Origin of the sequence: Flavobacterium tyrosinilyticum (assembly GCF_023656565.1) — a bacterium.
Lineage (GTDB): Bacteria > Bacteroidota > Bacteroidia > Flavobacteriales > Flavobacteriaceae > Flavobacterium > Flavobacterium tyrosinilyticum.
Map to the genome: position 1 here is coordinate 1,164,244 of NZ_JAMOKG010000001.1, position 13,542 is coordinate 1,177,785.

A 13,542-nucleotide genomic window follows, 5' to 3' on the forward strand; every position below is an offset into this window, starting at 1 on the left:
ATATATAACTTTAAAGAATTACCATTTAACAAATTGTTAGAAGGTTTTTTTGAAAAAGCTAAATTCTACTTTAAATTATCTGCAATATCTCTATTATTGGATAATCTAGGAAGTTTATTTTGCCCGCCCAGTTTTCCTTGCGATTTCATGTAATCTTGGAATCCATTTTTAGAAACTTTCGTGATCACTACTTTTCGTAAAACGTTTCCGGTAATTAAATCATCGTAATAAATGTTTTGCTTACGCATTGAATTGTCAATCGTTTCTGCAAAAATTTCCATGTCTTCAGGCTCTTTTTCAAATTCTATTAGCCATTCATGATAAGGTAATCCGCTTGCAGGCGTTATTTGTGGTGCAACGGTAAATTCGTTAATTACAATATTAGTAGAATTTACGGCTTCTTTCATCGCATTTTCGACCTCATTGGCAATTACGTGTTCACCAAAAGCCGAAATATAATGTTTAATACGTCCAGAAACTATAACACGATGCGGAGCCAAAGAGGTAAATTGAATTGTGTCTCCAATGTTATAACGCCAAAGTCCTGCATTGGTCGAAATAATCAAAACGTAGTTTACTCCTACCTCAACTTCTCCAATTGTATATACTTTCGCGTTTTCGTTAAAGAATTCGTCTGCTTTTATAAACTCGTAAAAAATACCAGATTTCAAAAGTAACAACATTCCTTTTTCTTTCTGTGAATCCTGATAAGCAAAAAATCCTTCAGAAGCAGGAAACAATTCAATACTATCTACTTTTCGGCCAATCATGTTTTCAAATTTGGCGCGATAAGGCTCATAATTAACGCCTCCGTAAATAAACAGATTAAAGTTTTTGAAGATTTCGCCAATCTTTTTTCCGCCGCTTTTTTGCTGTAAACGTTCAAAATACATCTGAACCCAAGACGGAATTCCCGAAATCACCGACATATTTTCTTTGATTGTTTCATCAGCAATTGCATTTACTTTGGTTTCCCAATCTTCAATGCAATTGGTTTCCCAAGATGGCATTCTATTTTCCTGTAAATATTTAGGAACAAAGTGTGCTACAATTCCAGAAAGTCTTCCGAATTTAATTCCGTATTTTTCGGTTAGAATTGGACTTCCTTGCAAAAAAATCATTTTTCCATCAATAAAATCAGCATTTCCCGTTTCATGAATATAATGTAAAATCGCATTTCGGGCCGCTTCTATATGAAAAGGCATTGATTCTTTGGTTAGCGGAATAAATTTTGCTCCCGAAGTTGTCCCCGAAGTTTTAGCAAAATACAATGGTTTTCCTTTCCATAAAATATCCGATTCGCCTTTTACAACCTTTTCAACATAGGGTTTTAAATCTTCATAATCTCTTACAGGAACGCGTTTCTGAAAATCCTCAAAGTTTTTTATCTGATCAAAATGATGATCTTTTCCAAATGCAGTACTTTTTGCATTCTCTATCAAGCTTTTAAAAACCTTTTGTTGGGTTTCAACTGGTTTTTCAGTCCATTTAAGGGTTTGTTTATATATTTTTCGGGCAAAAATTTTTGCCGCAATTGACTTAATTGACATTTTCAGTGGTATTATTTTTTGTCACTTTTCTTTTTGTCTTGAGATTTTGCCTTCAGCTCTTTTTCTGTTTCGGCCACGTCTTCTCTTAGTTTTATTTCTGCATCAGATGCTTTCATATTTAAATCTGAAGCATCTTCAACAGATTCTGCTAAGATAGAATCTTTATTAAATTTTGAATAATCTAATTCCCCTTTTAAAACTTTCTGAATCCCTTTTATATAAGCTTCATTTTGTTTTAAAGCCGTTTCTAAAGAATCTGATTTAATAGCCAGTTTCGTAGCATTTCGTTTTAATTCTGTCGAAGAATATCCAGGAATAAATTCACGAAGTGGGGTAAATGCAATAATGAAAGTGGTAACCAAAATTAGAAATATTCCGCCTAAAGTAAACGTTACAAACACATTCATTAAAGTAAGCTTAAAAGAAAAGATCTCTTCAAAAGTGTCTTCATTTAAAATTACTAATCGGTTTTTAATGAATAGTTTTTTCCTAAAATTCTTTTTCTTATTCTTAGTCATTCTACTTCTTTATGCTAGCAAATATAGTAATTAATCGTCATGATATTTGTTCTAAAAATTTCATGAAGAGCTATAATTTACGATTTTATAAAATATTTAACGTGGTCTAATCGAAATATTTTAAACTAAAAATACTTCTATTTCGTATATTTCTATATACCTTTGCGGAATAATTAAGATAAACAATTTGCTTCGGCATTAAATATATTAGTCATGGGAAGATTAGGTCTTACAGAAATCCTTGTTATCGTAGGTATTGTGATATTACTTTTTGGAGGTAAAAAAATTCCAGAATTAATGAAAGGTTTAGGAAGTGGAATTAAGGAATTTAAAAACGCTGCTAAAGACGATCAACCTGCTGCTTCTAAAAAACAAGAAGAAGAAACGAAATAATAAATTCGAAAAAATTATTAAGTCCCAAATTACAAATGTAGTTTGGGATTTTTTTTATGTCCTTTTTTCTGCGTTTATGAAAAACTTCATAATACAAAAAGGGTTGTTACTACACTTTATAATCAATAATCTACCACTTATTTAGATTTATTTAATATATTATTTTTCTTACAATTATATTGCATTTTGAATTATCTTTGCCGATGGTAATTTTGGGATTAATTCCCTATAATGTTGATAATTATGAGTTTATTTTCTAATGAAAAGGAAAAAGTGTATGATCAATACTCTGATGTAATAAAATGGATCAATGCTGCAACACTTGTATATCCAGAAGCCGATAAATGGTTTCAAGAGAATTTAACAAGTGAAACTATTAAAAATGCTGCCGAATATGTCACAGAATGGGAAATCATTGACAAGGATACTGCAGATCAGCTTATGTCAAACCTATATTATGGTGGAGGCAATTTTAAAAATTACCAAATGAAAATTGGGAGTTTAATAGACGAAATGCGTGGTAAGCAAAGACAAAATAAAAAAAACAACAGGATAAAAAAGATTTTAAAAAAATCTGCTCTCATTTATATACAGCAAAAGTATCCTGAAATTGGTATTATAGCATCTGATTTAACAAAAGGAATATATTTAGCTTCACGTTTATATTTGGTAGGCATTTATTCTTTTGAAGAAGCTATGTCTGCCTCTGTGAAAATGGCTCAAAAACTTCAAAAATATTTTAACAGCTGGGATGAATGTATGGATAATCTATTTTGGGGTATACAATGTGAGGATGGCGAAAGTGTATATGACCCTGATTCTCATCTTGTTCAAAAACGTCGTCTTTATAATAAATTGAAAAAACAGAAAAACGGTACTTATGCCATCGAGTGGAAAATGCCATTAATAGATAACTCGAATGCTTCTACTATTATATATCCTGACACAGTAAAATGGATTAACGCGACAAAAGCATATTATAACGTAGTTAATCAAGTCACTCCGCATTTGTTTTGGCCAGCATTTGGAAAAGAAAGTATTATAACATTTTTATTTAATGTCTGGGGTATTGAAAAACGCGAACAAGCCCATGAAGTAATAAAAAATTTATGGGACCCAGATATTGATGGATTCTTGTTTGAAGAGTGGCGATACATGAATGGGATGACTTTAGCCGAATATATTGAATATAAATCAAATCATAAAAATTTAGACTTTGAATTAGAAAATAAACCTGACGATTATCACGAACGCCGATTTCGTTTACTTCATGCCATTATGAACAGCTATAGTAAACAAGGGAATCTTGCCCGCCACATGTTTACTGTCATTCAATCAGCTTCCATGTTTCATTTAGCAGGTTATTATAGTTATAAAGAATCCTTGAATACTTGTTTAAAAGCTGCTAAAAAAATCCAGGAAAATTTTACTTCGTGGGATGAGTATATAGATAGTTACTTTTTGAGCGAGCAATTATGTTCAGATGATATACTTGAAAATCCTCTTGAGTACGTTGATTTGGAAGATGGTGAGTTACTTAACTTTAAAAATAAAGGAACATTGTTTAGGTTAAAAATATATGAGTGGTTAAAAAGAGAACCAGATTCTGTCTATAATATTCCATGGAATACAGAGCTGAAAAAAGAATGGTAAACTTTTCTGGTAAGTAAAATTTAGGTAAGTGATTTAAAAAGCATATATCGGATATAATTATGAATGAATCTTCTGAAAATAAGAAAAAAAAGAATAATGAGTATTCTGACTCTGTGAAATGGACTATTGCTGCTTATGCTCCTACACTTGTTAGCGATGGGTTACAACCACTATTTGTTGGCGGGGTTTCAAAAAAAGATTTTTCAAGCGACTTAGTTGAAAAAGAATTAAAGATTTTTAGGGAAAATTGGGGCATTATCGACAAGGAGACTGCTTATCATACTATGATATACTTATACAATGATGGCGGAAATTTCCTGAGCTATAAGACAAAGATCGGGGCTTTAATAAATGAAATTTATGGCGATAGAATTGGAGAAAAAGAAAAGGATGAAAAAGAAAAAAGAAAAAATATTTTAAAAAAAACTGCACGTATTTATACCTTACAAAGGTATCCAGAAGTTGGTATTGTAGGAAATGATTTAACTAAAGGGTTATATTTCACCTCTTGTTTATATTTAGCAGGTATTTACTCTTTTGAAGAAGCAATGACTATTTCTATAAAAATGGCTAAAAAAGCACAAAATTCATTTAAAAGTTGGGATGAGTATATGGAGAATGCTTTTTGGGGTGCTCAATGTGAATTTGGGTCCAGTCCGTATGATTCAGGTTCTTCTATGTCTAAAAGACGAAATTATTACTATAATGAGAGAGAAATAAAAAACGGTATTTATGTTATTGATTGGAAAACGCCTTTAATAGATGAATGGAAGATTTCTAATGTATTAGAATATCCCGATACGATAAAATGGTTCAATGCAGCAAAAGCATTACTTCACGTTAGCAATGGTAATACTCCTCATCTGTTTCCAATGGGTTTAATGGATGAATCTAGTAAACAATCAAGTTTAGAAATGCTAGAATCAGGTTGGGGCATTCGCAATCGTAAAGATGCCAATGAAACAATACATAAATTATCAGAAGGAAAAATGCACAATGAAAGATTTCTAAATGAATATGAATATATTAAAAAAAATGCAAATTATAATAAAAAATTCTGTGATTTAGTCAACCTCATTGTAGAAAATTATGGTGATAGAGGCATTCTTGCATGGGATTTATATAGAGCAATGTATTTAATATCGGCTTGTTATACAGTGGGCTTTTATACTTATGAAGAGTCTTTAAATAAATCATTAATTGCTGCTAAAAAAATACAGGAAAATTTCGATTCTTGGGATGATTACATGAATAATTATTTCTTAGGCTATCAATATTGGTCGAGAGATATACTTAAAAATCCTCTTAGAAATCCTCCTTTACCGAAACACGGAATGCTAGATTTTAATGAATCTGGAACAGCATATCGAAAAAAATTATACCAATGGTTGAAAAACGATAAAGATTCTGTTTATAATATTTCATGGAATACCGAATTAAAAAAAGAATGGTAGTTTTTATATCCTAATATTTCCAAAAAGATTTAGATGTAATTCCATATTTAGATAACTTATAAAGTCCCAAATTACAAATGTAGTTTGGGATTTTTTTTATATCTAAAAATTCTTACTTTTAGAGTCCCAAATTTTTACATATGAAAAACTTAATTTTAGTGATGGCTTTTCTGCTTACAGCAGAAAGTTGGTCACAAACTCAACCCTTTCCCGCCAATAAGGTGTACGGAAACGGAATTATGGCAGTATCCAAAAACAGTCAGGATGCAAAAGAAAGTTACGACACTTGGAAAATCAATTTTGTCGAAACCTGTAACAATGGTCGGTACAGGGTAAAATTTGACAATCCAGGTGAAACCGTTTCTGAAGGTATTGCATACGGAATGCTCCTTTCTGCTTATATGGCCGATAAAATACTCTTTGACGGTTTCTGGCTTTACTACAAAGACCATGTAAATGGTAATGGCGTTATGAACTGGAAAATAAACGGATGCTCAGGAACAGCAGGTGCAAACGGAGCTACAGATGCCGAACTAGATGCAGCATTTGCTTTAATTGTTGCCGATTATCAATGGGCAAGTTCTGGAAGCATCAATTACAAAAGTGATGCAAAAGCGCTTATTGCAGCAATTAAAAATTATGAAATTGAAGCCAATACTTTTGTTTTAAAACCTGGAGATCAATTCGGCGGAAGCCAAATTACCAACATATCCTACTTCTCTCCTGCTTATTACCGAGCTTTTGGTGTTTTTACAAACGATGTAGTTTTTTGGAATCAGGTTGCATCTAAAGCTTATACGGTTATCAACAATAATTTGACACAAAATAATGCCGTTGGCGGATTAGTTTCTGATTGGTGTGAAGCTTCTGGGGCTTATTCAGCTGAAGCTAATAGATATGCTAATACAGGAAAAACCTATACTTATGATGCCGCTAGAACTCCTTGGAGAATTGCCGTTGATTATCTTTGGTATGGAACTCCAGATGCCAAAACCTATTCTAAAAAATCATCCGACTTTGTTCGCGTTAATCTAGGAGGTTCCGCAAACATCAAAGACGGTTATAACCAAAATGGAACCGTAATCGGACAATGGCATAATGCCACGTTTGTAGGTGCTTTTGCCTGCGCAGCCATGGCTGGAGAAAATCAAGCACACTTAAATGCTTCTTATAATGATCTAAAAAATCTCAACGAACCAAATAGTTATTTCAATCATACCCTTAAAACATTATATTCCCTATTACTAACAGGTAATTTCTATTTACCATTAAACGCCACATTATCTAATGATACTTTCGATCTTGAAAAATCTACAGTCACGCTTTACCCCAATCCGAGTGCTGATCGAATCACAATTAACGCGGCTGGGCAATCTACTATCTCGATAATTTCTTCTTCTGGAAGTATTATTCATCAGCAAAAAACAACTTCAGAATTGACAGAAATAAATTTAGCTAACCAATCAAGAGGTGTTTATTTTGTAAAAATATCAAATGCAGATTTTAAAAGCATTACCAAAAAAGTGATTTTGAAATAACTCTAAATCAAAAACTCCCAAATTACGATTGTAATTTGGGAGTTTTTACTTAAAGTAATTGTTATTTACACTTATTTTTATCAAAAATAGATGTAATCTGGTTTAATACTTTGTCAAGCTCAAATGTTTCCTTTTCAATTGCTTTGCTTATTTTAGTACAATCTGCAAATTCTTGCTTGGCCATTTTTTTCATGGTCGCATCTGTTCCGTATGATTTTACTACATTTCCCATTGTGTTATAGCCAAAAACTAAATGGTCTGTTTCTTTTTTTCCAAAAAAATAAGACGAACTAGGTGACCTGAAAGTATTTCTTCTGGCATCTCCCTTATCAAAAATTTTACCTATTTTAAATTCTTTAACATACACAATTTCAAACCAATGTTTCTTTTTTGAATTAGAAAATTTTCCTGAAAAAATATTGGCACTGGTTAAATAAAGATATTCCATTGTAAATATACCGCCTGATTCACCAGTGTATACTATTTTAGTAAGCTCTTTGCTTGGTATTTTTTCAGTGTCTGAATCTTCATTCGCTTTAAAAGTTACTTTCGAATCATCATCATCAACTAGTTTTGCTAAACCTGTTTTTTGAGTTCCATCTGCTAAATACAAAACTGCTTTAAGAAATTTTGCTTGTCCTACAGTAGAACATAATAATGCTATTAGAATTAAAAAGTTTTTTTTCATAAGTATTTTTGGGGTTTTAATTTCGGGCAAATATAGTAGTATAGGTAAGAATTATTTTAAAAAATAAAGCCTAACAACTTATATTCAATCTTAAATCAAGTTTAGTTTACTCATTATCAAAGGTTCTAAAACAGATAAAAATGAGTTACAGAATTTAAACTGAAACTGATTTAAACTAAAAACGCCCAAACTTCAAAAAGTTTGAGCGTATTATTATGTTTCCTAATTAAAAAATAGAGTTTTATAAAATCATCGTTAGCTGAATTCTCTTTCTATCTTCATCAACCTCAGTAACTTTTACATCAACATGCTGATGCAGTTTCACCACTTCGTTCACGTCACTTACAAATCCGGCTTTTAACTGAGAAATATGAACCAATCCGCTTTCTTTGATTCCGATATCAACAAAACAGCCGAAGTTGGTGATGTTATTCACAATTCCTGGAAGAATCATCCCTGTTTTTACATCTTTAATCGATTTTACGTTTGCATCAAATTCAAAAACCTTAGCCGCCTTTCTTGGGTCCAATCCAGGCTTTTCAAGCTCTTTAATGATGTCTTTCAGGGTAAGTAAACCTATTTCTGGTGTTACATACTTTTCAGGCTTAATAAGCGCTGTTTTCTCTTTATTTGCAATTAATTCATTTAAAGAAATATTCAAATCTTTTGCCATTTTTTCAACAACCGAATAAGCTTCTGGATGCACCGCCGAATTATCCAACGGATTTTTAGCATTTGTAATTCTAATAAACGCTGCTCCCTGCTGATACGCTTTATCTCCTAAACGAGGCACTTTTTTCAACTGTTTTCTATCTTCAAAAGGCCCGTTTTCAGAACGATACTGTACAATGTTTTCAGCCAGCTTCTCCCCGATTCCACTCACATAACTTAGTAAATGTTTACTTGCCGTGTTGATATTAATTCCAACCGAGTTTACGCAACGAATAACAGTATTATCTAATTCTTCTTTTAATTTAGTTTGGTCAACATCGTGCTGATACTGCCCTACTCCAATCGCTTTTGGGTCGATTTTTACCAATTCGGCCAACGGATCTGAAAGTCGTCTTCCGATAGAAACCGATCCACGAACCGTTACATCATAATTTGGAAATTCTTCTCTCGCAATTTTTGAAGCCGAATATACTGAAGCTCCAGCCTCAGAAACTATAAATACCTGAACTGGTTTGTCAAACGCGATTTTTTTGATGAAAAATTCAGTTTCTCTCGAAGCCGTTCCGTTTCCAATAGAAATCGCATCAATTTGATAAGCGTTTACCATAGAACGAATTTTTTTAATCGCCATAGATTCTTCGTTTTGAGGCGCGTGCGGATAAATGGTTTCGTTGTATAACAAATCGCCTTTTTCGTCCAGACAAACCACTTTACAACCGCTTCTAAATCCAGGATCGATTGCCAAAATACGTTTTTCTCCCAAAGGCGGGGCCAATAATAACTGACCTAAATTGTTGGCAAAAACCTGAATAGAATTCGCATCGGCTTTTGCTTTTGCTTCTTGCAGGGTTTCATTTCCAATTGCCGGATTCAATAAACGTTTATAACTATCCTCAATTGCTAATTGCAAATGAGCTGTTGAATTATTTTGTTTTTTAATGATAATTTCGTCAATAACATCATACGCATCGTCGATATCAACATCGATTTTCATTTTAATAAAACCTTCATTTTCTGCGCGTAACATTGCTAATAAACGGTGTGCCGGCGCTTTTGTCAAAGGTTCTTCCCAATCAAAATATTGGTTGAATTTCTGTGCTCCTTCTTCTTCGGCTTTCTTTTTAACCACTTTTGTAGTGATAGTCGCTTTTCGCTGAAATAATCTACGAAGCTGTTTACGAACATAAATGTTCTCGTTGATCCATTCGGCTACAATATCTCTTGCACCTTGAATAGCGGCTTCTTCGTTAATAACATTTTCATTAATGTACTGTGTTGAAATAAAATCAATATCAGCATCACTTTCAGATATAATCAATTTCGCCAAAGGTTCCAAACCGAATTCGCGCGCAACATCGGCTTTTGTTTTTTTCTTCTTTTTGTATGGAAGGTAAAAATCTTCGATTTCTTGCAAATCAAAACTGTCTTCAATTTTTTTCTTCAAATCTGGCGTAAGTGCTTTTTGCTCTTCAATAGATTTTAAAACGGCTTCTTTACGTTTTATAAGTGTATCATAATCTTTTTGAAGTTTTGCAATCTGCTCAATTACAGTTTCATCAAGATTTCCGGTAGCATCTTTTCGGTAACGCGAAATAAACGGAATCGTACAGTCTTCTTCTAATAATTTTACTGTGTTTTGAATACTAACTGCTGGCGCCTGCACAGACTTGGCAATGAATTGAATATTAGTCATACTTTTAATGAAATGATTTTCTTACTTAAAATAGTGTAATTTACTTGTTAAAACATTTCTGCAAAATAGTAAATCATTTGGCTAAAATAATATCTTTGTTTCTAATTTTAAACCAATGGAAGTTTTATTACTATATTTTTTATTTATAAATTTTCTCGTTTTTATTTTCGCTGGATATGACAAATCTCAAGCTCGAAAAAATAACCGAAGAATTCCTGAAAAAACCTTGTTTCTCATGGCTTTGATTGGAGGTTCACCGGGTTTATTAACAGCGATGTTATTATTTAGACATAAAACGAGTAAAACTTCTTTTATTGTAAAGTTTGTTTTGATTTTAGTAATTCAAGCATCACTTATAATTGCCTTTCTGAATTACAAAAAGTAGATATTAACATTGTTGATAACTCAAAAAACAGTGTTTTTACAAAAGTTTAAATAACTGAATTATAATTACTTAAATAAAAAACCGGGCAAATTAAAAAATCGGCCCGGTGTGTTTATTACTAGGTGCGAAGCACCGAATTTTTTTTTTGCCTTTTTATGCACAAGCAATTTTATTCACTCTATTTTGGTGTCTGCCTCCTTCAAAAGCGGTATCAAGGAAAGTTTCAACGATTTCAACAGCCTGATGAATTGATGTAAATCTCGCTGGAATACTCACAATATTTGCATCATTGTGTAAACGAGTTAAATAGGCTATTTCTTTAGTCCAGCACAATCCAGCTCTTACCTTAGGGTGTTTATTAACAGTCATTGCAATTCCGTTACCGCTTCCGCAGATAACGATTCCAAAATCAGCTTTTCCTTCAGATACATCATTTGCCACCGGATGTCCATAATCAGGATAATCAACAGAAGCATCAGTATCTGTACCATAGTTAGTTACTTCATATCCTCTAGCATTCAGCATTTCAACAATTGCTTTTTTATATTCTGGCCCTGCGTGGTCGTTTCCTATCGAAATTTTCATTTTTCTATACTATTAAGTTGTGTTATGCAAATTTACTCAATTAATAAATGGTTGCTACGAATTACACCAATTTTCACAAATTATTTTCTTTTTCAATACTATATAAACATTCCAATATAAGTTCCTGCACTTTCGTGTAATTCGTTTCAAAAAAACAAGAATCACAACTATCTTACTGTCAAAACATTATAGGTTATTAACAATTTTAATAACTCTATAACTATCTCATAATCAATGAAGAATAAACAGAATATTTGTTAAAATTTTGAGGTGTTAATAGGAGTTTGTAATTGCTTGATATTCAATTAACTTTAAGTTAACAGAAAATGTTAATAAGTTCGAAAAGAAAATTAGAAGTTTTTTTTGGTTGTTTCAAAAAAATGCCTAATCCAAAACAGGAATTAAATATGCAAGAAAAGTTTCGTGAATTTTTGGAAAAGTTATCAATATCAAAAATACCATTTTCAACAGAAATCAACATATCAACTTATCTACAAAATCAATTCAAATTTGGTTGTCAACCGTTGTTAATTAAAATACAAAAAGTCTTATAAATTAATCATTTAACTAAAAATAACTATGTTGATAACTCACAATAACTAAGAGAAACTTCATTTCAATACTTTTAAAAAAAAATTTATTCGACATATTAACACACTATAATAACCAACAAATTTTTTTAAATTTTTAAAAATCTTTTTTGTTGTATTTAATATATGTTGAAAACTAAAAAAGTTGAAAAGGAAAAAAAATTTTGATGAATTGAATTTTAGTCTTTTTTTGAGTTTGTTTGAATCTGTTTCAGACGATTTTGAGAGGATTGTTGAGAATTTACTTGACTTTTTGGAAATGGTTTGGATTTAGTTTAAAATGGATGCATTTACTTGTTAATATGTTTATTTATATTTACCTGAAATTTAAAATCAATTTATGAAAAAAACTTTACTTATTCTTTTATTTCCTTTAATGAGTATTGGACAAACTCAAATTGGAACTGATATCAATGGAGAAGCCGCTAATAATTATAGCGGTTCCAGTCTCAGTTTATCTTCAGATGGCAATGTGGTTGCTATTGGTGCTTCTGTTGATGCTGGAAACGGAACGAATTCAGGTCAAGTGCGTATATTTAAAAATATATCGGGTGTGTGGACTAAACAAGGACAAAGTATCAATGGAGAAGATGCTTATGATGATAGTGGTTCTAGTATTAGTTTATCTTCAGATGGAAGTGTGGTAGCCATTGGTGCTCGCTACAATGATGGTAATGGAAAGGATTCAGGTCATGTGCGAGTATATAAAAATATATCTGGAGTTTGGATCCAGCAAGGAACTGATATTGATGGAGAAGCTGTTGAAGATTATAGTGGATGGAGTGTTAGTTTATCTTCAGATGGAAGTATCGTAGCCATTGGTGCTCCTGGAAATGATGGAAGTGAGGGATATACATTCTATAAAGGTCAAGTTCGAGTATATAAAAATGTATCTGGCGTTTGGACTAAAATTGGAGCAGATATCGATGGAGAAGCCGCTTTTGATCAAAGTGGTGATAAGGTTTGTTTATCCTCAGATGGTAGTGTGGTAGCGATTGGTGCTATTTATAATAATGGAAATGGAACCCAATCTGGTCACGTTCGAGTTTATAAAAATGTATCTGGCGTTTGGACTAAAATAGGAGCAGATATCGATGGAAAAGCCTCTTATGATCGAATTGGTTCTAGTCTAAGTTTATCTTCAGATGGGAATGTGCTAGCGATTGGTATGCCTTTCAATGAGTTAATTGGATCTTCTTCATCTTCAGGTCAAGTTCGAGTATATAAAAATATATCTAATGTTTGGACGCAACAAGGAGATGATATCAACGGAGAAGCAATTTCTGATTTAAGTGGTTCCAGCGTTAGTTTATCTTCAGATGGAAGTGTGGTGGCAATTGGAGCTCCTTACAATGCTGGAAACGGAACGAATTCAGGTCAAGTTCGAATATATAAAAATGTATCTGGCGTTTGGATCCAACTAGGAATTGATATTGATGGAATAGCTACTAATGATAGAAGTGGATCAAGCGTTAGTTTATCTTCAAATGGAAGTACGGTTGCTATTGGTTCTCCTCTTAATGCGGATAATGGACGCAGTTCAGGGCAAGTTCGAGTTTATGATTTATCGGCGGTTTTAAGTTCTGACAGTTTTGTAATGGAACATTTTTCAATCTATCCTAATCCAGTATCAGAAGTTGTAAACATCATTTTAAAAGAAGATTTAAAATTAGAAAAAGTAAATATTTACAATACTTTAGGACAATTAGTTAAGACAGAAAAGAATAAGGTTATCAATGTAAATTCTTTATCTAATGGAACTTATTTCTTTGAAATTATTACAGATAAAGGAAAAGCAACAAAAAAAATCTTGATTAATTAAA

The 13,542-nt window shown here is 32.2% G+C and carries 11 protein-coding genes; 6 read left to right on the plus strand and 5 right to left on the minus strand.

Features of this window, described 5'->3' with window-relative positions; translation table 11 throughout:
- Nucleotides 1-65: 65 nt before the first annotated feature.
- Both NCC77_RS05185 and NCC77_RS05190 read right to left on the minus strand, forming a co-directional pair.
- On the minus strand, nt 66-1,550 hold the full coding sequence (locus NCC77_RS05185; RefSeq protein ID WP_250834636.1) for a GH3 auxin-responsive promoter family protein: 1,485 nt from the start codon (nt 1,548-1,550) through the stop codon (nt 66-68).
- Between the two features lie 11 nt (nt 1,551-1,561).
- Nucleotides 1,562-2,068 (minus strand): peptidase, encoded by a 507-nt coding sequence (locus NCC77_RS05190; protein WP_250834637.1) that lies wholly within the window; start codon nt 2,066-2,068, stop codon nt 1,562-1,564.
- A 213-nt stretch (nt 2,069-2,281) separates the two neighbouring features.
- On the opposite strand from NCC77_RS05190, the gene NCC77_RS05195 reads away from it, so the two are divergent.
- The 4 genes from NCC77_RS05195 (at nt 2,282) to NCC77_RS05210 (ending at nt 7,106) form a co-directional block, all read left to right on the plus strand.
- Nucleotides 2,282-2,461, plus strand: coding sequence for a Sec-independent protein translocase subunit TatA/TatB (locus NCC77_RS05195; RefSeq protein WP_008465789.1), 180 nt, complete (start codon nt 2,282-2,284; stop codon nt 2,459-2,461).
- Nucleotides 2,462-2,704: 243 nt separating this feature from the next.
- Complete coding sequence (locus tag NCC77_RS05200; protein WP_250834638.1) at nt 2,705-4,114, plus strand: DUF1266 domain-containing protein; 1,410 nt, start codon at nt 2,705-2,707, stop codon at nt 4,112-4,114.
- A gap of 59 nt (nt 4,115-4,173) precedes the next feature.
- A complete protein-coding gene (locus tag NCC77_RS05205; RefSeq protein ID WP_250834639.1) occupies nt 4,174-5,568 on the plus strand; it encodes a DUF1266 domain-containing protein in 1,395 nt (464 codons plus the stop codon).
- Nucleotides 5,569-5,708: 140 nt separating this feature from the next.
- Complete coding sequence (locus NCC77_RS05210) at nt 5,709-7,106, plus strand: glycosyl hydrolase family 8 (protein WP_250834640.1); 1,398 nt, start codon at nt 5,709-5,711, stop codon at nt 7,104-7,106.
- A gap of 61 nt (nt 7,107-7,167) precedes the next feature.
- On the opposite strand, the gene NCC77_RS05215 is transcribed toward NCC77_RS05210, so the two are convergent.
- Together NCC77_RS05215 and NCC77_RS05220 are read right to left on the minus strand one after the other, a co-directional pair.
- On the minus strand, nt 7,168-7,794 hold the full coding sequence (locus NCC77_RS05215; protein WP_250834641.1) for a hypothetical protein: 627 nt from the start codon (nt 7,792-7,794) through the stop codon (nt 7,168-7,170).
- A 241-nt stretch (nt 7,795-8,035) separates the two neighbouring features.
- Nucleotides 8,036-10,159 (minus strand): Tex family protein, encoded by a 2,124-nt coding sequence (locus NCC77_RS05220; protein WP_250834642.1) that lies wholly within the window; start codon nt 10,157-10,159, stop codon nt 8,036-8,038.
- A 115-nt stretch (nt 10,160-10,274) separates the two neighbouring features.
- On the opposite strand from NCC77_RS05220, the gene NCC77_RS05225 reads away from it, so the two are divergent.
- Nucleotides 10,275-10,544, plus strand: a complete 270-nt coding sequence (locus NCC77_RS05225; RefSeq protein ID WP_250834643.1) for a DUF1294 domain-containing protein — start codon at nt 10,275-10,277, stop codon at nt 10,542-10,544.
- A 153-nt stretch (nt 10,545-10,697) separates the two neighbouring features.
- On the opposite strand, the gene rpiB is transcribed toward NCC77_RS05225, so the two are convergent.
- Complete coding sequence (rpiB, locus tag NCC77_RS05230) at nt 10,698-11,129, minus strand: ribose 5-phosphate isomerase B (protein ID WP_250834644.1); 432 nt, start codon at nt 11,127-11,129, stop codon at nt 10,698-10,700.
- 930 nt (nt 11,130-12,059) lie between these two features.
- Here rpiB and NCC77_RS05235 point away from each other — a divergent pair.
- A complete protein-coding gene (locus NCC77_RS05235) occupies nt 12,060-13,541 on the plus strand; it encodes a T9SS type A sorting domain-containing protein (RefSeq protein WP_250834645.1) in 1,482 nt (493 codons plus the stop codon).
- Nucleotide 13,542: the final 1 nt, after the last annotated feature.

Excerpts from the sequence above, each read along its gene's own strand:
- NCC77_RS05185 (WP_250834636.1), bottom strand. The coding sequence starts at position 1,550 with ATGTCAATTAAGTCAATTGCGGCAAAAATTTTTGCCCGAAAAATATAT.
- NCC77_RS05190 (WP_250834637.1), bottom strand. The coding sequence starts at position 2,068 with ATGACTAAGAATAAGAAAAAGAATTTTAGGAAAAAACTATTCATTAAA.
- NCC77_RS05195 (WP_008465789.1), top strand. The coding sequence starts at position 2,282 with ATGGGAAGATTAGGTCTTACAGAAATCCTTGTTATCGTAGGTATTGTG.
- NCC77_RS05200 (WP_250834638.1), top strand. The coding sequence starts at position 2,705 with ATGAGTTTATTTTCTAATGAAAAGGAAAAAGTGTATGATCAATACTCT.
- NCC77_RS05205 (WP_250834639.1), top strand. The coding sequence starts at position 4,174 with ATGAATGAATCTTCTGAAAATAAGAAAAAAAAGAATAATGAGTATTCT.
- NCC77_RS05210 (WP_250834640.1), top strand. The coding sequence starts at position 5,709 with ATGAAAAACTTAATTTTAGTGATGGCTTTTCTGCTTACAGCAGAAAGT.
- NCC77_RS05215 (WP_250834641.1), bottom strand. The coding sequence starts at position 7,794 with ATGAAAAAAAACTTTTTAATTCTAATAGCATTATTATGTTCTACTGTA.
- NCC77_RS05220 (WP_250834642.1), bottom strand. The coding sequence starts at position 10,159 with ATGACTAATATTCAATTCATTGCCAAGTCTGTGCAGGCGCCAGCAGTT.
- NCC77_RS05225 (WP_250834643.1), top strand. The coding sequence starts at position 10,275 with ATGGAAGTTTTATTACTATATTTTTTATTTATAAATTTTCTCGTTTTT.
- rpiB (WP_250834644.1), bottom strand. The coding sequence starts at position 11,129 with ATGAAAATTTCGATAGGAAACGACCACGCAGGGCCAGAATATAAAAAA.
- NCC77_RS05235 (WP_250834645.1), top strand. The coding sequence starts at position 12,060 with ATGAAAAAAACTTTACTTATTCTTTTATTTCCTTTAATGAGTATTGGA.